This window comes from Frankia sp. Hr75.2, assembly GCF_949319125.1.
GTDB lineage: Bacteria > Actinomycetota > Actinomycetes > Frankiales > Frankiaceae > Parafrankia > Parafrankia soli.
Genome location: NZ_CASGGV010000351.1, coordinates 1 through 22797, shown reverse-complemented (window position 1 = coordinate 22797; position 22797 = coordinate 1). Strand labels below are relative to the sequence as shown.

Genomic DNA, 22797 nt, shown 5'->3' with positions numbered 1-22797 from the left:
GACAGCCTACGAACGACATCGGCGCCCGGTGGCCACGCAGGTCCAGATCGCCAATCGGGCGATGGGTCCGGAGGCGGTTATCGACCTGGTCGCCCGCCGCGCACCAGAGGGATTCGCCACCGTCGACGACGTGCTGCCCACCGCCGAACTGCGCGCGATATGCGATCGATACGCCGAACTGGCCGCCTTCGACCGCGGCAGCGTCAACACCAGGTCTCCCTACGACACCCGACGGGCCCGTCTCGTGGGCGCAACCGGGTGATCTCCAGGCGGCGGGACAGCCTCCCGGGCCCCGCCGCGCCCCGACGATTCCCTGTCTGCCACGCGGATCACCGCAGAACTGGTCATCGCAGCGAGAGAGGCAACATGACCCGTACCGGAAGCCAGTATCTTGATTCCCTGCGCGACGGCCGTCAGGTGTGGCTTGACGGCGAACTCGTCAGGGACGTCACGAACCACCCGGCCTTCCAGAACACGGCGCGCTCGATCGCCGAACTCTACGATCTGACCCACGATCCGGGACTCGTCGACGTCCTGACCGTGCGCGGCGACGACGGAAGCACCAGAGAACACCGGGCGTACCGGATTCCGGAGAACTACGAGGACCTGGTCGCCCGGCGCAAGGCGTACAAGGTCTGGGCCGAAGCGAGCTTCGGATACCTCGGGCGCTCGCCCGACTACATGGCCGGCGGCATCGCCGGGTTCCTGGCTGTCCCCGAGGTGTTCGCGGGCGAGTCCTTCGACGGCCGGCAGAACCTCGGTGCCTACCACCGCCGGATGGCCGGCGGCGACCTGTACCAGGCGTTCACCATCACGAACCCGCAGATCGACCGGACGAGGTCCGCCTCCGAGCAGGAGGAGGACGACCTCTACGTCCGGGCGGTGAAGGAGCTCGACGGCGGGATCGTGGTCCGTGGCGCCAAGATGATAGGCACCGCGGCGGTCTTCGGAAACGAGATCATCGTCGGCACCATCGAGCCGTTGCCCCCGCAGGACGTGGACTACGCGCTGTCGTTCTCCGTGCCGATCGACACGCCGGGGCTGAAGCTCGTCTCTCGTGCCTCGTACGAGGCTTCGGCGCGAAGCGTGTTCGACAATCCGCTGTCCTCCCGGTTCGACGAGAACGACGCGTTACTGGTGTGCGACGACGTCTTCGTCCCCTGGGACCGCGTGCTGGTGTACCGGGACACCCGTGCCGCGCTGCTGCAGTGGTGGGGCACGGCGGCCTACGCGAACTTCGTGCATCAGGCGGCGACACGGTTCTGGACGAAGCTCGAGTTCCTGTCCGGGCTCGCCATCCTCATCGCGAAGGCGAACAACACCTATGAGCTGCCGCCGGTGCAGAACCAGATCGGGAAGATCCTCGGCTGGCTGACCGTCGCGAGGTCGATGGTCCTCGCCGCCGAGGCGGCCTGGGAACCCGTACCGGGGGGCAGCGGGGTACGGATCAACAACGAGATCGCATCCGCACACCGGGCCATGGCCGGCGAGATCTACCCGAAGATCGTCCAGGAGGTCAAGCTCCTTGCCGGTGGCGGGCTCATCCAGCTCCCCGCGTCCGGCCTCGACCTGCGTCACCCCGAGATGGGCGGCCTGATCGCGAAGTACGTGCGTTCGCCGGGGCATCCTGCCGAACGGCGGATCAAGCTCCTGAAGCTCGCGTGGGATGCGCTCGGCTCGGAGTTCGCCGGCCGGCACGAGCAGTACGAACGCTTTTACCACGGCGCGCCGCACGTCTATTTTCCGATGATTCTGCGCGACAGCCGGCCGGAACTTCTGGAGCAGCTCGTCGAGAGGTGCATGCAGGGCTATGACCTTCCCGCCGGGCCAGCGCTGACGAGCTAGCCGAAACAGGTGATACCTTTTGGAAAAATCTGCCCGTAGCGCCCTGACGCTGCTCGCCGGCACCCAGTTCCTCCTGATTCTGGACACGGCGATCATAAATGTCGCGGCGCCGTCGATCGGGGACGAGTTCGACGTCTCGGCGGCGACTCTGTCCTGGGTGGCCAACGCCTATCTGGTGACGTTCGGCGGGCTGTTGCTGCTCAGTGGTCGTCTGGCGGACCTGTTCGGGCGCAGGCGGCTGTTCCTCACGGGTCTGGCCGTCCTGGTCGCCGCGTCGCTGACCGGCGCGGTGGCGCAGACGGCCTCGTGGCTGATCGCCGCCCGTGCGGTGCAGGGTGCCGGTGCGGCTCTGGCGGCGGCCGCGGCGTTCGCCCTGCTGCTCAGCCTGTTCCCGGACGGCCCCGACCGTCATCGGGCGCTGGGCGTGTTCGCGGCGATGGCCGGCGCGGGCGGCGCCGCGGGAACCGTGCTCGGCGGCGTGCTCACGAGCTGGTTGACCTGGCGGTCCACGTTCGGGTTGAACGTGGTCGCCGGCCTCGTGCTCGTCGGGTCGGCTCTTCGGGCGCTGGCGCCGGACACGCGTCCGTCGGCACGCCTCGGCTTCGACCTCGGTGGCGCGCTGTCCGTCACCTCGGGGCTCGCGCTGCTCGCCTACAGCCTGGTGAACACGGGGGTGGCCGGCTGGACCTCGCCGCGGACCCTCGTACCCGGCGTGACGGCGGTGGTTCTCCTGGCGGTCTTCGTCTGGCTGGAGGGCAGGGTGCGCGTTCCCCTGGTTCCGGCCGCGGTCGTGCGGAGGCCGGTCCTACGCCGGGCGAACCTCCTCTCTGCGCTCGGGCAGGTCGTGCTCTTTCCGATGTTCTTCCTCGTCAGTGTGTATCTGCAGGATGTTCTCGGTTACTCACCGGTCGCGGGCGGCAGCGCGCTGCTCCCGTTGTGCGTCGTGGTCATTCTGGTGGCTTCCAACGCGGACCGGCTGATCGGCGGCCTCGGGCTCCGGCCGGCGATGACCGCGGGCTATGTGCTCGTGGCCGTCGGCATGGCGTGGCTGTCGCTGCTGTCTCCCGATGGCTCGTTCACCGGGGACATCCTCCTGCCCAGCCTGATCCTCGGGGTCGGCCTTCCGCTGGTTGCCATCACCACGAACGTCGCGGCGACCGCGGACGCCGGGCCGGAGGAGATCGGCCTCGCCTCCGGGCTGATCAACACCAGTCAGCAGTTCGGCTCGGTCATCGGTCTGGCCGTGCTGAGCGGTATCGCCAGCGCGCGCGTCTCCGCCGAGGGCGGCCCGGACGATCCCGCGGCGCTCACCAGTGGATTCGCCGTCGCGTTCATCGTCGCCTCCGCCATCGCGCTGCTGTCCGCCCTCTACGCGGCGGTGCCACGGACGGCGAGACCACAGCAGGAGCCGACCCGGGAAAGGCCACCGGTGTCGATGGCCGCACCAGGCGACAGGGAGAGCTGAGCCCCCTGGGGGCTGCATCACGACACAGCGACCGGTGCGTCCGCGGCCGTCGCCGGCCCACGACAGCACAGCGACGAAAGGGCGAGAAACCATGTCAGAGGACCGCACATATCTGGTGATCGGAGCGCGTGGCTTCCAGGGAGACGCCGTGGCCCGAGCCCTGCTCGCCGAGGGCCTCGATGTCCGCGGGTTCGCCCGGGGCTCTGGTGCACCGGTCCCCGGCGCACCAGAGCTTCCGACCGTTCTGGGCGACCTCGCCGAGCTCGACGACGTCCGCAAGGCCTTTGTCGGCGTCACGCACGCATCCGTGGTGCTGCCGCTGGTCTACGACGTGGACCTGGTCCAGACCTATGCGCGCAATGTGGCCGCCGCCGCGCGTGAGGCGGGCGTGACCCGACTGGTCTACAACACCAACACCCCGTTGCCGGGGCAGGTCACCCCGTACGCGGCCTATGAGACCCGCCGCGCCGCCGAGGCCGTGCTGGCGGACGGTGATCTGCCGACGGTCGTGCTGCGCCCGCCGGTGTACCTGGACAACCTGTTCAGCCCGTGGAACGGGCCCGCGCTGATCAACGACGGGGTGCTGGCCTATCCGCTGCCCGAGGGGCGCAGGGTCTCCTGGCTCTCGCACGCGGACCTGGCCACGGCCACCCTCGCGGCCCTGCGCGGTGAGGGGCTCGAGGGAACGGTGCTGTCGTTGGGCGGCCCCGACACGGTGACGGGAGGAGAGCTGGCACAGGTGTTCGCCGCCGTGCTCGGCAGGGACGTCGCCTACGTTCCGCTGGAGGTGAACGACTTCGAGACGGGGCTGCGGACGGTGCTCGCCACGCCTGCCGCGGCAGGCGTGGCGGGAATCTACCGGTGGGCCTGCACCGGCGGTGACGCCGAGCTCTTCGTCGCCGACCACGACGAGGTCGAGCGTGTCCTGGGCATCCGCCTCACCCCGATCAACGAGTGGGTCGCCGCCCAGCCCTGGAAAATATGGGCGGCCGCCAGCTCGAACGGCGCCGGGACGCCGGATCCGGTCAGAGCCGACCATGGCAGTTGAGCGTCCCGGGGAGAGGCGGGAGGGCTCGGTCACCGTCGAAGGACGGGAGAGCGCGGTTGCCGTCATCGGCATGGGCTGTGAGCTGCCGTCCGCCCGTGGTCCGCGGGAGCTGTGGCGTCTGCTGGCCGAGGCGCGCGATGCGGTCGGGCCGGCCCGGTCCGGGACCGGTCTGCGGCGGGCCGGGCACATCGACGGCGCCGGCTGTTCCGACCTGACCCGTTTCGGTATCGATCCCGACGAGGCGGCCCGGATGGATCCCCAGCAGCACGTGCTGCTGCGGGTCGTGCACGACGCCATCGCGGACGCCGGCCTCGACCCGGCCGGCATCGCCGGGAGCCCCACAGCCGTCTGTGTCGGGCAGTCCGCCTCGGACTTCTGGGATCTCCGGTCCCGGTCCGCCGGGCTCGACCTGGGTGACTTCGTGGGCTCCCACCAGCGCGGCCTTCTCTCCGGGCGGGTGAGTCACACGTTCGATCTCCGAGGGCCCTCCGTCACTGTGGACGCGGCGCAGGCGTCCTCCCTGGTGGCGGTCCACCTGGCCTGCCGCAGCCTGCGCGCGGGGGACGCGGAGCTGGCCCTTGCCGGCGGCGTCAGCCTGCTGTCGGGCCGGCAGGCCGGTGTCATGCTCGGTCGCGGCGGGGTGCTCTCCCCCGACGGGCGGTGCAAGTTCGGCGACGCGTCCGCCGACGGCTTCGTGCGGGCCGAGGGGGCCGGCGTGGTGCTGCTCAAGCCGCTGGTCCGCGCGCTGTTGGACGGCGACCGTGTGCGCGCCGTCATCGCCGGCAGCGCAGTCACCAATGACGGCCGGGACAAGGAGACGCTGCTGCACCCCTCGGAGAAGGGCCAGGCCGAAGCGATGCGTCGTGCCTACCTGGACGCCGGGATCGCGCCCGCCGAGGTCGACTATGTCGAGGCGCACGGCACCGGCACCCGGATCGACGTGGCGGAGCTGCGCGCGCTCACCGCCGTGCTGGGGCAGGGGCGCCCGGCCGGCCGACCCTGCCTGGTCGGCTCGCTCAAGTCCAACATTGGCCACGCCGAGGCCGCGGGCGGCGTCGCCGGGCTCATCAAGACCGTGCTGTGCCTGGAGCACGGAGCCGTTCCCGCCAGCCTCCACTTCACCACTCCCCACCCGGCGGTCGACTGGGACCGTGTTCCCCTCGCCGTGCCGACCATCCTGACCAGGCTGCCGGACCGGGGAACGCCCGTCGTCGCGGCGGTCAACGGCCAGGGTGTTTCCTCGACCAACGTTCACGTGGTACTCACGACGACCCCGGAAAAAAGGGCGCCCGGCGGGCAACCGTAATCCGGGCGTCGGCAGGTGCGGGCCTTTCCATGCCACTTTTCTGGCTCGCCTCGCTGCTGTTCCCCAGAACATCCTGGAGGCAACGATGTTTTTCCGTGGCTCCTTACTTCACGGAAACGACATACAGATCGAGCATGTACGCGCCATTGATCCGCTCGGTGCCGACGAGGTGTGCGGCCGGCTTCCTGAGATGAACCGGCGTGCCGACGTCACGAGCCTGGTCGGATCGCTGCGCGACCTCCTGCCGGACGCACGCGGACTGGCGGACCTCGACATGGACGACTGCCTGGCGGCCATGCGGGACGTCGGCCTCTTCCTCGGATCGATCAAGCGGCACGGCCACGAACCGGTCGGGCTGGTCCCCGAGGTGGGCCCGCTCCTGGTCGAACTCGGAAACAGGACCGATCTCGTCCCCAGGGACATCGTGCATCACTACTGCACCTGGAACCCGCTCGGCGAGCGGCAGCGCATGTACACGGGAGACGCCCAGGAGAACCATCTGCAGAACGCCGTGCGCATCGTTTTTCCCCACCTGCGTGCGGCGCTGGAGATGTGCCACATTCTCCGTGACGTGGAGCCCGCCGATCCGAAGTTCGCGGTGCTGGCGGACGCGCTTGACCGGGAGTTGCAGCCGATGGTTGAGGCGATCAAACTGGTCGGCGAACACGTGAGCCCACAGTTCTTCGCCCGCACACTGCGCCCCTATTTCGAGGACGTGGAAGTGGACGGGCGGAAGTACCTGGGGCCCGCCGCGGCGCAGGTTCCGTTGTGGCTGGTCGACGAGGCGGTGTGGGCCTCCGACCGCGGGGAGCGGAACTATCTGGACTTCCTCGACCATTCGGTGCCCTACAGCCTGCCGCGATGGCGGGAACTACACACGGCCTGGGTCGGCACCTCATCGCTGGTCACAGCTGTGATCGACGCCTACGGCGACGATCGCAGCACCGCGGACCGCGCAGCGCCCACTCTGGTCTCCAGCGCCCGTGCGCTCGCCCGGGTGCTGCGCACCATGCTCGTCTTCCGGGGACGCCACCTCACCATCGCGCGGCAGGCCTATCAGGAGGATCTGCGGCTCTACCCGGTCGGCAGCGGTGGCGCCAGCGTCGACCTGCTACGCGAGATCATCGTCCTGACCAGGCAGAACTCCCAGGTCACCAAGGAGATGAGCGGGCCGGACACCCGTGCTCGGGCAGCCGGGGCCGCCACGTGAGAATCGTCATCGCCGGGGCGGGGATAGGCGGGCTATCGGCGGCTCTGAGCCTGCGGGCAGCCGGATTCTCCGATGTCACCCTGCTGGAGTCGGTGCCCCGGATCCGACCGCTCGGGGTCGGCCTGAACATCCTTCCCAACGCCGTGCGCGAGCTCGACGAGCTCGGCCTGCTGGAACGGCTCGCCGAGGTCGCGGTGATGACCGGGAGCCTTTCCTACTACAACCGTTTCGGCTCGCTGATCTGGAACGAGCCCAGAGGACTCGCGGCCGGTTACCGCTGGCCCCAGCTGTCGGTTCCCAGAGGGCGGCTGCACAGTGTGCTGCTCGAAGCCGTCCGGGAGCGCCTCGGGCACGATGCGGTCGTCCTGGACGCGAGGGTGACCGACTTCGAGAACACGCCGATCGGCGAGGTGGCGATCGGTGTGGAACACCGTGGCGCCACCGCATCCCGCCGGTACGCGGACCTGCTGATCGGCGCCGACGGCATCCACTCCGCGGTCCGGGCCGCCATGCACCCACGCGACGGCGGGCCGCGGTGGAACGGTTTCGTCGTCTGGCGGGGCACCGCGTGGGCGCGTCCCTTCCTCGACGGCCGCACGATGATCATCGCCGGTGACCGTGGCCGCCGTGCCGTGGTCTATCCCATGTCCAGACCGCTGCAGCCCGCGGATCCGGTGCTGATGAACTGGGCCGTGGCCCGGCAGGCACGGGAGGGTGAAGTGGTCGACCGGGCCGACTGGAACCGCCCGGTCGAGCCCGGGCGGTTCATCGAGGACTTCGCCGACCTGGCGTACGACTGGCTCGACATCCCCCGGCTGGTCCTGTCGGCAGAACAGGCGCTGGAGTACCCCATGGTGGACCTCGACCCGCTACCGGGCTGGACCAGCGGCCGGGTCGTCCTGCTCGGCGATGCCGCGCACGCCATGCACCCGATGGGATCCAACGGCGCCACCCAGTCCATCGTGGACGGCCGGGCGCTCGCCGGCGCGCTGGCGGGACATCCGGACCTGGACGAGGCACTTGCGGCCTATGACCGCCGGCGTCGGCCCACCATGGCGGAACTGCAGGGGGCGGGCCGCAGAAGAGGACCGGAAATGGTGATCGACATGGTCGACGAGCGCGCCCCGAACGGGTTCGAGTCCGTCGAGGACGTGATCCCGGCCGAAGAGCTCGACGCGCTGTCGCGCTCCTATGCCCGTCAGGGTGGCTTCGACCCGCACACCGTGAACACCCGTGCGTCCTATCTGGCCGGCCCGGTCGCCGGGCAGCGAGGCGGTGGCGGGTGAGGATCGACGTGTACTCCGACATCTCGTGCCCATGGTGCTACCTCGCCGTGCGCAACCTCCGTGCCGCGACCGCCCAGTACGGCGAGGAGCGCATCGAGGTTCTTGCTCACCCCTATCAGATCGACGGGGAGAATCCGGAACGACCCGTCCCGGTCCTGGACTTCCTCGGCCGTAAGTACGGGCCTGACCGGGCCCGCCGCATGAGCGAGAAGGTCACCGCCGCCGGCGCGGGGCTCGGCGTGCGGTTCAACAACGAGAAGGCACTCGCGGTGAACACCGTCCACGCGCACCGCCTGCTCTGGATGGCCGGGCGCGAGTACGGATGGCGGGTACGCGCCGATGTCGAGGAGAACCTCTTCGCGGAGTGGTTCGTCCACGGCGGGAACGTCGCAGACGCCGAGGTGCTCGTGCGGTGCGCCGTCGCGGCGGGCGTGGCGCCCGCGCGTGCCGAGCGGCTCGTCGCCTCGGACGAGTACCTGGCCGCGGTGCGGGCCAGGATCGCCGAGACCCGCGTCGAGTGCGCCGCGGTCCCCGTAGTCGTGTTCGACCGGAGCACCCGGATCGAGCACTACCAGTCGTCCTCCCGTTACCTCGCCGCCCTGCTGGCTGCTGCTCGTACCGACGCGTCCGGGAGTGAGAGATCGTGACAACACCCGTTGGTCACCGTGGCCGGCCGGACGCCGGGCCGCGACCGCCGCGTGCCGGGTCGATCCGCAGACTCCGCCAGGCACACCGCACCCCCACGCCAGTCTTCCCACCGCCGGGGCGGCACCGATGAGCGTCCTGGCGGAGATCCTGGCGTCTCAGCGCGCCGAGCTTCCCCGGCGGATGGCGCAGGTCGGCATCGCCGGCCTGCGGCGCCGGGCGGAGGACCGACCGACGCGGCTGTCGGGCGCTCAGATCATCACGTCGCTGCGCGCGCCCGAGGGTGTGCGGGTGATCGCCGAGGTGAAGCGCAACAGCCCCGCACGGGGCGCACTGGCCCCGATCGCGGATCCGGCCGCGCTGGCGGCGGCCTATGCCACGGGCGGAGCCGCCGCGATCAGCGTTCTCACCGAGCCGCGGTTCTTCGGCGGGACGCTCGACGATCTCGCGGCTGTCCGGGAAGGGGTCGGTGTCCCGGTGCTGCGCAAGGACTTCGTCGTGCATCCGTACCAGGTCGTGGAGGCCGCCGCGTATGGCGCGGATCTGGTGCTGCTCATCGTCGCCGCGCTCGAGCCGCGCGAGCTGACGAGCCTGCTGAACGAGGCGGCCGACTGCGGCCTGGCGGCGCTGGTCGAGGTGCACTCGGAGGCGGAGCTGGCCGTGGCGGTCGACGCCGGGGCGCAGATCGTCGGCGTCAACGCCCGCGACCTGACCACGCTCGCCGTCGACCGCGGCATCCTCACGAGGCTGGCACACGCGATCCCGGGCGATGTGGTCCGCGTCGCGGAGTCCGGGGTACGGGGGCCCGACGACGTCCGGGCCTACCACGGCGCGCGCACGGATCCCGCGTTCCTCGCCGACTTCGCCCGCCTCCTGACGGGGTACGCGGGCCGGCCGAGCCTGCTCACCGAGGCCACCCGCCTCGCGGCCGGCACCCGGGCGCGCATCCTGCTCAAGCGCGAGGATCTCAACCACACCGGATCACACAAGATCAACAATGTGCTCGGCCAGGCTCTGCTGGCCCGTTCCATGGGCAAGAGCCGTCTGATCGCCGAGACGGGGGCAGGTCAGCACGGCGTGGCCACCGCCACCGCGGCGGCGCTGCTCGGGCTGGAGTGCGTCGTCTACATGGGCGCCGAGGACACCCGCCGCCAAGCGCTCAACGTGGCCAGGATGGCCGTCCTCGGAGCGACCGTGGTACCGGTCGACACCGGCAGCCGCACGCTCAAGGACGCGATCAACGAGGCGCTGCGCGACTGGGTGACGAACGCCGGCACCACCCACTACCTGCTCGGCACGGCGGCGGGCGCACATCCGTTCCCAGCGATGGTCCGGGACTTCCACCGCGTCATCGGAGTGGAGACCCGGCGGCAGATGCGCGTCGCGCACGGCGCGCTTCCGGACGCGGTCGTGGCCTGCGTCGGCGGGGGGTCCAACGCAATCGGCGCGTTCCATCCCTTTCTGCAGGACGAGTCGGTGCGGCTGTACGGCATGGAGGCCGGCGGCGCGGGCGACGGCTCCCCCCGCCATGCCGCGTCCATCACCGGAGGCTCGGTGGGGGTGCTCCACGGCGCGCGCACCTACCTGCTCCAGGACGAGTTCGGGCAGACGCGGGAGAGCCACTCCATCTCCGCGGGGCTGGACTACCCGGGTGTCGGGCCCGAACACGCGATGCTGCGCGACCAGGGGCGGGTGAACTACGAACGGGTGACCGACGACGAGGCCATGGCAGCCTTCCGGCTGCTGAGCCGAACCGAGGGCATCATCCCGGCGATCGAGTCCGCGCACGCGGTGGCCGGCGCGTTGCGGCTGGCGCCCCGGCTCGCCGCCGAGCTGGGCCGGGAACCACTGGTGGTCGTCTGCCTGTCCGGCCGGGGAGACAAGGACATGGGCACCGCGGCCGGCTACTTCGGACTTCAGGGGAGCGACGGGTGACCGGGCACGACGGCGGCACGGACCAGCACACCGGTGCCACGGACCGGCTCACCGCCGCGCTGCGCGACGCCGGAGCCCAGGGGCGCGCGGCACTGGTCGGATACCTGCCCGCGGGGTTCCCGTCCGCCCGCGCGACGGTGGCGGCGGCGCAGGCCATGGCCGAGTCCGGTGTCGACATCATCGAGCTGGGCCTGCCCTACAGCGACCCGGTGATGGACGGCCCGGTGATCCAGCGGGCCACCGCGGCGGCCCTGGCCGCCGGCTTCACCACCGACGACCTGTTCGACATCGTCGCGGCGGTCACCGGCCGGAACGTTCCGGTCCTGTGCATGACCTACTGGAACCTGGTGGAACGCTATGGCGTCGCGAGGTTCGCGAGCCGGCTCGCGCAGGCGGGCGGGCACGGGCTGGTGACCCCGGACCTCATCCCGGAGGAGGCCGGCACCAGCGGTTGGAGCGCTGCCTCGGCCGAGTCCGGGCTGCACCGCGTGTACCTGGTCGCCCCGTCCTCCACCCGGGAACGGATCAGTCTGACCGCGCAGGCCTCGACGGGTTTCGTGTATGCGGCATCCCTCATGGGGGTGACCGGGACGGGCGGGGCGCAGGCCGCCGTCGCCGCCGGGCTGGTGCGCAGGGTCCGCGCGGCGCGGGACATCCCGGTGTGCGTGGGGCTCGGCGTGTCCACCCCGCAGCAGGCCGCCGCCATCGCGCCCGAGTGCGACGGGGTGATCGTCGGAGCGGCCTTCGTGCGACGGCTGCTGGACGCGGACTCGGAGGCCGCGGGCATCCGGGCGGTGGGCCGCCTCGCCGCCGACCTGGCGCGAGGGGTTCGCGGGGCCTAGCCGGCGAGGCGCGGGTGTGGCGCGGTGGCGGCGGACGCTGTCGGCACATCGCCAGCCGGTCGCGTGCCGGCCAGCCTGGCGCTGACCGCGGCCCAGCGTTCCAGCAACGCCTGGGCGTGGCCCTCGTCGATCGCCCGCTCGGCCCTGGCGAGCTGCGCCCCGATGCGTGCCGCCACCGGCTCGGCGCTGGGCACGGCAGCAGCCAGTCCGGCCGCGGCGGACAGCAGCACGGCGTCGCGGACGGGTCCGCGCGAGCCGGCGAACACCTCGCGGGCCACAGTCGCGTTGTGTTCCGGGTCCCCGCCACGCAGCGCATCAGGTCCCGCTCGGCGGATGCCGACCGCCCGGGGGTCGAACGCCTCCGCGCGAACCGTTCCGTCCTGCACCGCCCACACCTGCGAGGTGGTAGTCACGGTCAGCTCATCGAGACCATCGTCGCCGCGGAACACCAGGGCGCGGGCGCCACGCTCGGCCAGCACGCCGGCGACCACGGGGATTATCCGCCGGTCGGCGACACCGACCGCGCAGGCGGCGGGTACGGCCGGGTTGCTCAACGGGCCCAGCACGTTGAAGGCGGTCGGGAGGCCCAGTGCGCGGCGGACGGGCGACGCGTGGCGCATCGCGGGATGGAACACCGGAGCGAAACAGAACGCTATTCCGACCTCGTCGAGCGATGCCGGCACGGCCGAGGCCGGCAGGTCGATCGCCACGCCGAGCTGTTCGAGCAGATCGGCGGAACCGCATCGTGAGGACGAGGAGCGGTTTCCGTGCTTGACAATACGGGCCCCGGCGGCCGCGGCGACGACCGCCGACATGGTGGAGATGTTCACCGTGCCGCCGTGGTCTCCACCCGTGCCGACGATGTCCAGGACCGGGCCGTCGACCTGGACGGGCACGGCGTGGCGGAGCATCGCGCGCAGCAGCGCGTCCAGTTCGGCGACCGTCTCGCCCTTGGCGCGCAGAGCGACCAGGAACCCGGCGAGCCGGGCGTCGTCCGCCGCGCCCCGCATGACCTCGTTCATGACCCACTCGACGTCCGGCCCGGCGAGATCCCGGCCTTCCGTGAGCGCGGACAGGATCGAGGTCCAGCGGGCCGCGTCGGTAACAGGACGTCTCTCCTGCTCGGCCATGGCTGTCTCTCCCTCCGTCTGGTGGAAGTCAGGCTGTCAGCACCTGCGCCGGGTCACAAGACCGCCACGGGCCGGTGCGGCCGGTCCATTTCGACAGCGCCGCCGGTGCGGCGATCAGCGAGCGAATCTTCTGGAACCTGGAAGAGAAGAAATGTCGAGAATGCTTTCGATGGACGTCGACCGCGGTTCCGCGGTATCGATGTCCACGCAGATCAAGACGGTTGTCCGGAGCCGTGTTCTCGACGGCACCCTCCCCCCGGGGACCAGGCTGCCGTCGAGCAGGAGCCTGGCGAGCGACCTCGGGGTGTCCCGCAGCGTCGTGGTCCAGGCGTACGAACAGCTGGTCGGGGAGGGCTACCTGCGCGCCGCCCAGGGCTCGGGCACCCGGGTCTCGTCCCACCTGCCGGTCGGCGCGTTCCCTGACACCACCGCCGTCACGCCGTACCCGGTCCGGTTCGATCTGAGGGCGGGCGCGACGGGCGCGGCGCTGTTCCCCGGCCGGGAATGGCTGATCGCCTACGAGGGCGTGGTCCGGTCGATGGACCGGGGCCAGCGGCCGGCGCACAACGCGCTGGGCGCGCCCGAGCTGCGCGCCGAGCTGGCCGGCTATCTCGGCCGGGTTCGCGGCGTGACCGCGGCGCCGTCGGAGATCGCTGTCACCTCGGGGTTCACCCATGCCCTGACCGCGGTGTGCGCTGTTCTGCGTGAGTTCGGCATCGACCGTCTGGCCGTGGAGGACCCGGGCGACCCGCGGCACCGGAGAGTGGTCTCCAGGGCGGGCACCGAGGTGATCGGCGTCCCGGTCGACGACGCCGGCCTGGACGTGGCCGCCCTGGCCCGGTCCGGTGCCCGCGCGGTGCTCGTCAACCCGGTCAAGCAACTGCCGACCGGCGTCGCGCTCTCCGCGCCGCGGCGGGACGCGCTCGTGGGCTGGGCCGAACAGGCGCGGGGTTGGGTGATCGAGTTCGATCCGGAAGGCCACCTCTGGTTCGGGGGCGGCAGCGCTCCGCTGGTTCTCCAGCGCCGCCTGCCCGACCGGGTCGTGTATGCCGGCTCGACCCGCAGCCTGCTCGGGCCCGGCCCCCTGCTCGGCTGGCTGGTCGGGCCGCCCCAGGTGCTCGACGCGCTGCGCCGCGGCCAGGCCAGATGGTTGGGCGCGCCGGACAGGCTCACCCAGCTGGCCCTGGCCGACCTCGTCTCCAGGGGCTTGTTCGACCAGCACATCCGCAGGGTTCGGGAGATGTACCAGGCGCGGCATGACGCCCTCAGGAGCGCGGTCGCCTCCTACCTGCCGGGCGCGAGGACCCTTGGTGTCGAGGCTGGCTCGCACAGTTATGTGGCACTGCCGGCCGGTGTCGACGACGCCCGCCTGGCCCTGGTCGCCGGCCGACGCTTCGTCCTCGCGCAGACGGGACGGGACTTCCGCACCGACCGGCAGGCGGCGGAACCCGCGCTGGTGGTCGGGTACGGAGCCGTCGAGCGGGACCACATCGCCGAGGCGATCGCGCTGATCGGCCACCTGGACGAGCGCGGCGCCGGGCGCCGGTAGGTGCGCGCAGCGGTCAGGAGACCGCGGCGGCGAGGAAGTTCGCCAGCATGGCCGAGCCGTCCGGCGTGGCGATGCTCTCCGGGTGGAACTGCAGGCCTTCGACCAGCAGGTCGCGATGACGCAGCCCCATGAGGTGACCGTCGTCGGTCGACCGCGCGGTGGCCACCAGCCCCGCGGGCAGCGGCTCGGCGACCACGATCGAGTGGTAACGGGTGACCGTGAGCCGGTCGGACAGACCGGCGAACACCCCGGCGCCGTCGTTGGCGATCGTGCTGGTCCGGCCGTGCATCAGATTGTCCGCCAGGCGTACCGTGCCGCCGAAGGCGAGTGCGATCGCCTGGTGGCCCAGGCATACCCCGAGCAGCGGGATCTCGCCGGCGAAGCGGTTGACGAGCTCCACGTGCCCGGAGTCGGCGGGGTGCCCGGGCCCGGGACCGAGCACGAGAGCGCTGGGCTGCCGGGAGGCAAGCCCGTCCGGAGTGTGGATCCCGGACCGGACCACCGCCGTGTCCGCGCCCAGCGCCCCCAGGTACTCGACGATGATGTGGACGAAGCTGTCGTAGGCATCCACCACGAATACGGTCATGCCAGCTCGTTTCCGGTGACCGCCCAGTAGGTGGCGCTCATCTTCGCCAATGTCTCGTCCCATTCGCGTTTCGGCTCGGACAGGGCCACCACGCCCGCGCAGCTCTGCGTGGAGTAGTGGTGAACATCGCCGTCGGGCTCGGGAGAGCGCCGGTGGACGATCGTGCGGATGCACAGCGCCAGTTCGCTCCAGCCACGGACGTCGAGCAGGCCGACGGCGCCGGCGTACATGCCGCGGCGCTCGCGCTCGGTCTCGTCGATGATCTGCATTGCGCGGATCTTCGGCGCGCCGGTCACCGTGCCCGCCGGGAAGGTGGCCTGCAGGGTGTCCCACACGTCGGCCTGGGCCGTGAGCTGCCCGGACACCGTGGAGACCAGGTGAAAGACGTGGGAGAACTCCTCGACCGCCATCAGCGCGTCCACCGCCAGCGACCCTGGCCGGCAGACTCTGCTGACGTCGTTGCGGGACAGGTCGACCAGCATGATGTGCTCGGCCTGCTCCTTCACGCTGCTCACCAGCTCCTCGACCCGGCGCTCGTTGTCGGCTCCGGTGGGATCCCGACGGGTGGTGCCCGCGATGGGCCGCATGACGACGCGGCCGTCCTGGATGCGGAACAGCACCTCGGGGCTGGCGCCGATCAGCGTTACGCCGGCCTGGGTGACGAAGTACATGTAGGGCGACGGGTTGCGAGCCCGCAGTCGCTGGTAGACCCCGGTGGGGCCCAGTCGGGACCGGATGTCGATCCGGTGGCCGACCTGGATCTGGTAGACGTCACCGACGCGGATGTGGTCGAGGCAGCGCTGCACCCAGCCGAGGAACTCGGCGCGGTCCACGGTGTCGTGCACCGACAGCGCGGCGGGCGCGTCGGGCACCGCGGCCGGGGAGAACGGGACGTCCGTGCTCAGCTCGAGGGGGGACGGGACGGGCAGGTCGGGCCCGGTGGCCGTGAGTACGACCGGGCTGCGCTGCTGCCGGTCGAACCAGATCGTCCGCTGGAACAGGGTGACCGTCAGGTCCGGGACATCGGGCTCGGCCTCCCGCGGGCGGAGGTCCTCCATCAGAGCGGCGGCGTCATAGGCGACCGAGGTGAGGAAACCGAACGCGAACCGGGACGTGGGGACCGCGGTGTGGACCCGGAACAGGTTCAGCGCGCCGCGCAGGAGATCCCAGACGGCCGAGGGGCCGGCTAGCCGCGATCCGTCGCGGGTGTGCCGGGCGCAGTGGGCACGCAGTGCGTTCGCCACGGGCCCTGTTCCCGTGGCCCGCACCTGCAGACCGGTGACCGTTATCTCGGCGAGTCGCCCGATGCCGACGACGCTCCCCTGCCACTGGCCGGCCTGGTCGCGGTGCAGGTCCTCGAGCAGGAACACCTCCTCGTCGCCGAGCCGGTCGCGCAGCGCGAGAAACACCTCCAGCGCGTCCGCGTCGTCAGTCGGCAGCGGCGTGGCCTCGACCGACACGTCCAGCGGCGTGTCGGCCCTTTCTGCGGTGGCAGACATTCTTCTCCTCCGACGGTCACGACCGGGCGGAGGTCAGTGGAACATTTCCGCAGTGAGCGGGCCAGACCATCGGATGCGCCGTCGACCGGACCACTCGCCAATGCCGCGACGAATCCGGCCAGAGCCCGGCCAGAGCGCGATGTGGGTCAACCGATCCGGGTCATTGTGGCGCGACACCATGCGGCCGGGTGAGCCATAGTCGCATCACGGCGGTGACCGCCTGCGGCTGCTCGATCGGGGTGCGGGCGGTTCAGGCTCTTGAGGCCCTCGCGGTGGAGGTCGGCGCAAGCGACATCCTGCATGTCGCCGAGGCGCCCTACACGCTGGAAGCGGACTTGCTGGGGGCCGCCGACGCCAACGAGCGGGTGCTGCGTGCTGCCTATCTGAAGCAACACCCCCGTTCCGAGGAGAAGCGCAGAAGAGCGTCGAGGGGGGCGATCAGGCCAAGGCCCTCTACCTTGCGCCGTACGCCGACAAGGAACTGATCAGTAAGGGTGAGTTCGCCCATGACCTGGCCACCCTCATCGGCCCAGACTTCGCCTGCCCGGAGTACCTCGCCCAGGCGATCACCGAAGTGATCAAGGTCTCCTGATGTCGGACGCCTCCACCGGGCTGCGCTTCAACCCGAGCCCGGCCCAGCGCTTGCTGATCGAGACACCGGGCAGCCAGGTCGTGAGGGTCTGCCCAGGAGCAGGCAAGACCCAGAGCATCGTGGAGCGGTTCATTCTGCGGCCTGGCCTCGACCCCCGACGTGGCGTCGCACTCATCTCGTTCACCAACGCCGCGATCACGGCGGCCCAGGAGCGCTGCCGCGACGGAGCGGGTGCTGTTCGCCCTGGTGGCCAACCGGGCACTCGCCCCGGCCTCGAAGCTGGCCGCCGCGGAGTGGATGAGCCACGACGTGCACATCGACGGGTTCGGCGAGGTGTCCGACGATGCCTGCTACCGGGCGATGGACTGGCTGCACCAGGTCCGCGGCGAGCTGGAGAAGCAGGTCTACTTCCAGGTCGCGGACCTGCTCAACCTCCAGGTCGACCTGCTGTTCTTCGACACGACCTCCACCTACTTCGAGACCGAGGACCCCGACGGCGACGTGCCGCGCGACTGGCGCGGCGAGCCCGCCACCGACGAGCACGGTCCGGCTCCGCTGAGGCGACCGCCGACCGGTTCGTAGTCTGCTTCAATCCCGACGCCGCGGCGCGCGACGCGGCGACCCGCGCCGAGCTGATCCACCAGCTCGAAGATCTCATCGCCGGCAGCGACACGCTCACCCCGGTGAAACGAGCCGAGCTGCGCGGGAAGATCTCGACGATGCCGGGCCTGAACCGGTTCCTGCGCATCACCCCCGGCGGGCTGCTGCGCACCGACAAGACCAGAACGAAGGCCGAGGAGAACCTCGACGGCAAGTACCTGCTGCGCTGCGCCGACCCCACGATGAGCGCGCAGGACATCGCCCTGGGCTACAAGCAACTGCTCGAGGTCGAGCGCAGCTGGCGCGACATGAAGACCGTCCTTCAACTGCGACCCGTCTACCACCGGCTCGAAGAACGGATCCGCGCCCACGTCCTGCTCTGCTGGCCCGCTCTCCTGCTCGTCCGCGTCGCCGAGAACGCCACCGGCATGACCTGAACCCGGATGCGCTGCGAACTCGACCGCATCCACATCGGCACCCTCACCGGCCCCGCCGGCACCTTCCAGCAGGTCACCGAACTGACCAAGCCCGCCCGCGACCTGTTCGCGGCCCTGCACATCACCCCACCGCACACGATCCACCGGGCTCAGCGCGCCGGAACCCCGACCGGACCCGCCCCGAAACCCGCTGGAGCCTAGAGAAACGGCCCGCAGCGGCACATCGGCATGTCCACCCAGGTCACAGCCATGATCGCCACTCTAGGCAGACCGAGTTACGCGGAACGCAGGTGAAGGAGTCGGCTGGGGGTTTGTAGGCGGCACACTACGCACGACCGACAGTGAAAGACCCGGCACTGATCGTCAACTGTACGGCCGGTACGCCGTCAGCCCTGCCGCCGACCGGCCGCACTCGACCCGTAAAGACCGCTCAGCGGCCGGTGACGAGGGCAGTGGTCTCGGCCGCGAGCCGGCGAGCATCGTCGGTATCGTGCGGGCCTTGGACAAGGGCGACCTGTGTGGCGCCGCGGTAGGCGGCGCGGCCAGCGGGCGGGTCGGCGACGAATGTGATGATCGGCGCTATGGCGTCGTCTGGCCGTTGCCCGGCGACGGCCCCCAGAAGGACGGAGGCGATTTTCATTGCTCGTCCGACGTCGCCGGCGAGGCTGGTCCTGACCAGCCGCCTGGGTCCCCACGTGATATAGGCGAGCGCCGGGTTGTCACTGGTCACGAGAATGCCGAGCAGCTCGTTGGCCCGCCGCTGCTGGGCATTGGATCGGACGAAGCTGAAGCGCTGCGCGGATTCGAGATCATCGAAATCGATCGCCCCGGCTTTCGCGCCCGGCACCGACGTGTTCACGACCGTCGGACGATCACTGTCCGCGAGCAGTGACGCCAGCCCGGTGAGCAGGATGTACTTGGAGACGAAGAAGAGCACCCACGATGCTTCGTGCCCCTCCGCGGTTTCGTGGCGCTTCTGGCGGATGAACGACGCGGCCAGCACGAGTACGTCGATGCGTTCGTGGGACGCCCGTATCTGCTCGACCACCCGTTCACTCTCGGCGACGAGGGAAAGATCGGCCGCGAGGAACGACGCGCGACCGGTCGCGGCCACGCCGTCAGCAGCCAACGAGGCGAGCAGCGCCTCGAACTTGGCTCGGCTGCGGCCCACCACGACGACCTGGTTGCCCTCCCGCAGGTAGTGACGCGCGAGTGCCGCCCCCATCCCGTCGGTTCCTCCAGTGATCACGACCGTTTTCATCACCACTCCCACCACTTCGGAACATGCGTTCCGTTTTGGGGAAGATAGCACATCGGAACATGCGTTCCGATCGGCGGGGCGGGCCGCTAGGCTTGTCGTCGTGGAGCGCACGCAGGGCCCGCGGCGCGACGTGGTCGCCAACCGGGCCCGTATCGTCGAGGCGGCCACGACGATGTTGCGGGAGTGCGGCCTGAACGTCGACATGCGCGCCATCGCCAAGGAAGCGGGAGTGGGTGTCGGCACGCTCTACCGGCACTTCCCGACACGCCAGGACCTGGTGCACGAGGTCACCGGTACCGATCTGGCCGGCCTCGCGACGTCCGGCCTCCCGCCGGATCAGCCCGCGATCGACGCCCTCCGGGCGTTCTTCACCACGGCGCTGATGCCTCTGGTCCGCAACCGGGCGGCGGTCGACCTGCTCGCGAACGCCGAACCCTCAGGCGCCGACCTGCAGCGGTGCCTCGCCCACCTGACCGGCGTCGGACACGACGCCGTCGAACGCTCCCGAACCGACCACACCCTCGCCGACGACATCACGGCCACCGACATCGCCTATCAGTTCCTCGGCCTCGTGCGGATACTCCAACTCCTCCCACATCCGGACACCGCGGACATCGAGCACTATGTCGAACTCGCCCTCCGAGCGCTGCGGCGATGTTCTTAAGACCCTCCACCCTCCACCCACCAGCTACCCGCTCGCTGGCGCCGGCCTACCGCTGCCCACCACCGCGGACGCGCTCACCGGACGACCCCTCAACCCGGGTCGTCTACGCCCGCGACAGCCGCCGCTTGCTCGTCCTCGCGTCGGCTCGTTCTTGCCGCCGGTTGAGGTGTGGGCTGGGCCGGGGTCGGGTGATCGGTGTGTGCTGGCCGGGCAGGGCGAGGAGGGTGAGGATCAGCGTGGCGGTGCCGAGGGTGGCGCAGATCCAGAGAGTTGTGTCCATGCCGTGGACGAAGGCAGCGCGGGCGGACCGCAGCAAATCCTCCGAGCCACGCTGGTGGGCCCACGGTGAGGCCGGCCGAGATACCCCGTCGCGCCGCATGGGCCGACGCGGGTGGCACAGGCCATCTATGTCGAGGTGGGCGCGGTACACCGCGCCGAGAACAGCGACACCGACCGCGCTGCCGAGCTGGCGCAGCGCCATGATGAGCGCCGAGCCGGCGCCGCCGCGCTGATCCTCAGCGACTACGACTACCTGGCCAGCTGGGCGACCAGCCTCGCGTTCGAGGTCCGCACCGCCGCCCAGGCCCAGACCATCCACGTCCACCGGTGGGTCTTCGCCGTCCCGCACGTCTGCTACCACGACGGCGACACCATCCAGGCCCGGGCCCCTGTTCACGGCACCCTTCCAGCCCAGCGAGACCGAGACGATCAGCTGGATGAGCTACGACGCCGACGTCGAGGTGTTGACCGTCGGGGAGCACGGGGACATCGTGCCGCCGCAGCGTGTTGAGCTCGGCGTCGAGGTGTGGGCCGTCTCGACCGAAGCGATCAGCCGCGGTGACTTCCGGCTACGGGTCACTGCGGCTCCGCGGACCTGCACCAGCATGGCCGGACGGTTCGCCCACCTGCTCGATCAGGCCGACCGTGACCGGCTGGCCGCGACCTACACAGTGCGAACGTTGCGACCGGGGCGCCCGGCCAGCCGCTGGCGGCCCAGAGCGGCCGGGCTCGACGCGTTCGCCCACGCTGCCCCCTGGCTCGCAGCCTTCCAGACCGCCGGCCGCCAACTCGGCGACGCCGCCGCACAGACACACCTCGGCCGGGGGCTCCGGGCGATCCTCACACACGTATTGATCTTCCACTGGAACCGGCTCGGCCCGTCCGCCACCAGCCAGGCCGTCCTCGCCCACGCGGCTGCCACAGCCCTCCTGCCACGGGACTGACGGACCATGAATGCGTGGAAGCAGTACATGCGCCCGGCAGTGCACCCAACCAGCATTAATGCGAACCTGAACCTGCAGGTCAACGGCCCGGCCGTGTCCGTCGAACCAGCCCACACGAAGACCCGTCGAGCGGGTTACGCCGGCAACACGAACGCCAGGAAGATGGGATAGAGGTTGAGGGGTGTGGCCGCACGTCAGCCGAAGATCTCGGACTCGGGACAGAGTGATCGGACCATGATGGTCAGCTACGACAAGAGCGGGTCCCGTCGAGCACAGCCTGCGAGTGCGGGCACCGAACCTTCGTTGGATGGCGCCAGACGGGACAGACCCCACGTGGCAAACATCACCACACCAGGAGCGGACATTGGAGTTCGCGACGCGGACTGCTCAGAGAGCATGCAAGTTCTGTCCGTTTCCACGCACGTCGGAGCAGGAGGCCGCGGAGTGTCCACCGTCGAGGAGCGCGTAAAGAGCGTCGTCGTGGAGCAACTGAACGTCAAGCCGGAGGAGGTGACGAACAACGCGTCATTCGTCGAGAACCTGGGAGCGGACTCCCTGGACCTTGTCGAGCTGGGCGTGGCCCTGGAAGAGGAGTTCGGCATCGGTATATCCGACGAGGATGCCGAGGAGATCAACACCGTGCAGGACGCCATCGACTGGATCAACGCACACCGGCGGTAGGCGCGCTGTCGGGCTGTCGACGCGATCCACCGGAGTTGGTGCTGCTGGAAATCGTCACGGAGGGGACCAGCGAGTCTCCGGCGGCGCCGGAAGTGAGGGTGGGAATCGCGGCGTTCGCGAGCGCTACGCCGGCGGAATCCGTCAAGCTGTTTGAGGCAGGTTCTTCGGCCCGCACCAGCAGCTCGCGCCGAAGGTGTGGAAGACGTGGAAGTCGGCGCACCACCACCTGATGAACGGCAGCGGCCGGGCCCGCCCGCAGATCCGGCTCACCGTCGCCGCCGGCTACGCGTCTTACATGCTGTCGCGGCTGTCGTTCAACCTCGGGGACACCCTGGCTTCGCGCCGGTTCATCCGCCTCGCCGAAGACCACGCCAACCAGACCGACGACGTCGTACTCACCGCCTCGGTCGGGGAGATGGTGACCACGCTGGCGTTCTACGGCCGCCGCTACCAGGAAGCAGCCGTCTCGGCGCGCAAGACCGCCGTCGTGGCGGACCACCCGTACACCCGGGCCCGGATCGCCAGCTACGAGGCACGGGCCCTCGGCGCGCTCGGCGACACGGAGGGCACCCGGGCGGCGCTGAACCGGATGCGCGCCTCGGTCACGGACCTGCCGTTGCAGCCCGGCATCAGCCCGTTCGGCCCGGCCGCCGCCGAGATGATGTACGCCGGTTTCCTGACCCGTATCGGCGGTGGCGTCGAGGCCGAGCCGATCGCCCGTGCCGCGCTCGCCGCCTACGAGGGCGGCCAGGCGGGCGGGTTTGCGGTGGCGGTGTCGAGGTAGAGCTTGCGCGTCTTGGGGGCCTTGCGTGCCGCTTCCATCGAGCGGTTCCAGCTCGTCAGCAGCAATCCCCAGAGGGGGTCCAGACCCTCACGAAGATCGGCCATGCGCGGAAAGTTAACACGTGCAGAAGCGCTGTACTTGACCCTCAAGATCGTTGTTAGTCGGGTCCAGCGCAGGTCAGCGTGGGTTTGTGCACCCAACCAGCACTA

The 22797-nt window shown here is 70.4% G+C and carries 22 protein-coding genes and 3 pseudogenes; 20 read left to right on the top strand and 5 right to left on the bottom strand.

Going from position 1 to position 22797, the window contains the following annotated elements:
- From AC559T_RS34930 to trpA, 11 genes and pseudogenes are all read left to right on the top strand, one after another.
- Positions 1-262: pseudogene (locus AC559T_RS34930) on the top strand (flavin-dependent oxidoreductase); the annotation flags it as partial.
- Between the two features lie 104 nt (positions 263-366).
- Entirely contained in the window at positions 367-1845 is a 1479-nt protein-coding gene (locus AC559T_RS34925; RefSeq protein ID WP_112108197.1) for a 4-hydroxyphenylacetate 3-hydroxylase family protein, read from the top strand.
- Between the two features lie 19 nt (positions 1846-1864).
- On the top strand, positions 1865-3310 hold the full coding sequence (locus tag AC559T_RS34920; protein ID WP_112108198.1) for an MFS transporter: 1446 nt from the start codon (positions 1865-1867) through the stop codon (positions 3308-3310).
- Between the two features lie 115 nt (positions 3311-3425).
- Positions 3426-4358, top strand: coding sequence for an SDR family oxidoreductase (locus AC559T_RS34915; RefSeq protein ID WP_498871421.1), 933 nt, complete (start codon positions 3426-3428; stop codon positions 4356-4358).
- Positions 4348-5664 (top strand): beta-ketoacyl [acyl carrier protein] synthase domain-containing protein, encoded by a 1317-nt coding sequence (locus AC559T_RS34910; protein ID WP_498871420.1) that lies wholly within the window; start codon positions 4348-4350, stop codon positions 5662-5664. Before AC559T_RS34915 ends, AC559T_RS34910 begins: the two co-directional genes overlap by 11 nt.
- A gap of 85 nt (positions 5665-5749) precedes the next feature.
- On the top strand, positions 5750-6874 hold the full coding sequence (locus tag AC559T_RS34905) for a monodechloroaminopyrrolnitrin synthase PrnB family protein (protein WP_498871419.1): 1125 nt from the start codon (positions 5750-5752) through the stop codon (positions 6872-6874).
- Complete coding sequence (locus tag AC559T_RS34900; protein WP_498871418.1) at positions 6871-8160, top strand: flavin-dependent oxidoreductase; 1290 nt, start codon at positions 6871-6873, stop codon at positions 8158-8160. The genes AC559T_RS34905 and AC559T_RS34900 overlap by 4 nt, the downstream gene beginning before the upstream one ends.
- Positions 8157-8807 (top strand): DsbA family oxidoreductase, encoded by a 651-nt coding sequence (locus AC559T_RS34895; RefSeq protein ID WP_112108203.1) that lies wholly within the window; start codon positions 8157-8159, stop codon positions 8805-8807. Before AC559T_RS34900 ends, AC559T_RS34895 begins: the two co-directional genes overlap by 4 nt.
- Positions 8808-8934: 127 nt before the next feature.
- A pseudogene (locus tag AC559T_RS34890) lies at positions 8935-9579 on the top strand (indole-3-glycerol phosphate synthase TrpC); the annotation flags it as partial.
- A 45-nt stretch (positions 9580-9624) separates the two neighbouring features.
- A pseudogene (gene trpB, locus AC559T_RS34885) lies at positions 9625-10740 on the top strand (tryptophan synthase subunit beta); the annotation flags it as partial.
- Complete coding sequence (trpA, locus tag AC559T_RS34880) at positions 10737-11582, top strand: tryptophan synthase subunit alpha (protein WP_112108205.1); 846 nt, start codon at positions 10737-10739, stop codon at positions 11580-11582. The pseudogene trpB and the gene trpA, both read left to right, overlap by 4 nt.
- Here the strand turns inward: trpA and trpD are convergent.
- On the bottom strand, positions 11579-12712 hold the full coding sequence (gene trpD, locus AC559T_RS34875; protein WP_498871417.1) for an anthranilate phosphoribosyltransferase: 1134 nt from the start codon (positions 12710-12712) through the stop codon (positions 11579-11581). The two genes, trpA and trpD, sit on opposite strands and share 4 nt — an antisense overlap.
- Positions 12713-12881: 169 nt before the next feature.
- Here trpD and AC559T_RS34870 point away from each other — a divergent pair, with 169 nt between their 5' ends.
- On the top strand, positions 12882-14261 hold the full coding sequence (locus AC559T_RS34870; RefSeq protein ID WP_498871416.1) for an aminotransferase-like domain-containing protein: 1380 nt from the start codon (positions 12882-12884) through the stop codon (positions 14259-14261).
- Between the two features lie 13 nt (positions 14262-14274).
- Here AC559T_RS34870 and AC559T_RS34865 read toward each other — a convergent pair whose 3' ends face one another.
- Both AC559T_RS34865 and AC559T_RS34860 read right to left on the bottom strand, forming a co-directional pair.
- Positions 14275-14847 (bottom strand): anthranilate synthase component II, encoded by a 573-nt coding sequence (locus AC559T_RS34865; protein WP_112108208.1) that lies wholly within the window; start codon positions 14845-14847, stop codon positions 14275-14277.
- The gene (locus AC559T_RS34860; protein ID WP_498871415.1) at positions 14844-16346 is read right to left on the bottom strand and encodes an anthranilate synthase component I family protein; all 1503 of its coding nucleotides are present in this window, start codon (positions 16344-16346) and stop codon (positions 14844-14846) included. The genes AC559T_RS34865 and AC559T_RS34860 overlap by 4 nt, the downstream gene beginning before the upstream one ends.
- 188 nt (positions 16347-16534) lie before the next feature.
- On the opposite strand from AC559T_RS34860, the gene AC559T_RS34855 reads away from it, so the two are divergent.
- The 4 genes from AC559T_RS34855 (at position 16535) to AC559T_RS34840 (ending at position 18176) form a co-directional block, all read left to right on the top strand.
- Entirely contained in the window at positions 16535-16831 is a 297-nt protein-coding gene (locus AC559T_RS34855) for a hypothetical protein (RefSeq protein WP_498871414.1), read from the top strand.
- 338 nt (positions 16832-17169) lie between these two features.
- Positions 17170-17520: a hypothetical protein gene (locus AC559T_RS34850; protein WP_498871423.1), complete on the top strand. Its 351-nt coding sequence runs from the start codon at positions 17170-17172 to the stop codon at positions 17518-17520.
- Entirely contained in the window at positions 17451-17975 is a 525-nt protein-coding gene (locus tag AC559T_RS34845; protein ID WP_498871422.1) for an IS1634 family transposase, read from the top strand. The genes AC559T_RS34850 and AC559T_RS34845 overlap by 70 nt, the downstream gene beginning before the upstream one ends.
- A gap of 6 nt (positions 17976-17981) precedes the next feature.
- Complete coding sequence (locus AC559T_RS34840; protein ID WP_498871413.1) at positions 17982-18176, top strand: hypothetical protein; 195 nt, start codon at positions 17982-17984, stop codon at positions 18174-18176.
- A gap of 229 nt (positions 18177-18405) precedes the next feature.
- Here the strand turns inward: AC559T_RS34840 and AC559T_RS34835 are convergent, their stop codons facing one another.
- Positions 18406-19236: an SDR family NAD(P)-dependent oxidoreductase gene (locus AC559T_RS34835; protein WP_071059850.1), complete on the bottom strand. Its 831-nt coding sequence runs from the start codon at positions 19234-19236 to the stop codon at positions 18406-18408.
- 100 nt (positions 19237-19336) lie between these two features.
- On the opposite strand from AC559T_RS34835, the gene AC559T_RS34830 reads away from it, so the two are divergent.
- A complete protein-coding gene (locus tag AC559T_RS34830; RefSeq protein WP_235014531.1) occupies positions 19337-19900 on the top strand; it encodes a TetR/AcrR family transcriptional regulator in 564 nt (187 codons plus the stop codon).
- A 103-nt stretch (positions 19901-20003) separates the two neighbouring features.
- Here the strand turns inward: AC559T_RS34830 and AC559T_RS34825 are convergent, their stop codons facing one another.
- The gene (locus AC559T_RS34825) at positions 20004-20540 is read right to left on the bottom strand and encodes a hypothetical protein (protein WP_498871412.1); all 537 of its coding nucleotides are present in this window, start codon (positions 20538-20540) and stop codon (positions 20004-20006) included.
- Between the two features lie 76 nt (positions 20541-20616).
- Between AC559T_RS34825 and AC559T_RS34820 the strand changes: the two genes are divergently transcribed.
- The 3 genes from AC559T_RS34820 (at position 20617) to AC559T_RS34810 (ending at position 22588) form a co-directional block, all read left to right on the top strand.
- Positions 20617-21123, top strand: a complete 507-nt coding sequence (locus AC559T_RS34820) for a lantibiotic dehydratase (RefSeq protein ID WP_498871411.1) — start codon at positions 20617-20619, stop codon at positions 21121-21123.
- 444 nt (positions 21124-21567) lie between these two features.
- Positions 21568-21804, top strand: a complete 237-nt coding sequence (acpP, locus tag AC559T_RS34815) for an acyl carrier protein (RefSeq protein WP_112108212.1) — start codon at positions 21568-21570, stop codon at positions 21802-21804.
- Between the two features lie 229 nt (positions 21805-22033).
- Complete coding sequence (locus AC559T_RS34810) at positions 22034-22588, top strand: hypothetical protein (RefSeq protein WP_498871410.1); 555 nt, start codon at positions 22034-22036, stop codon at positions 22586-22588.
- Positions 22589-22797: the final 209 nt, after the last annotated feature.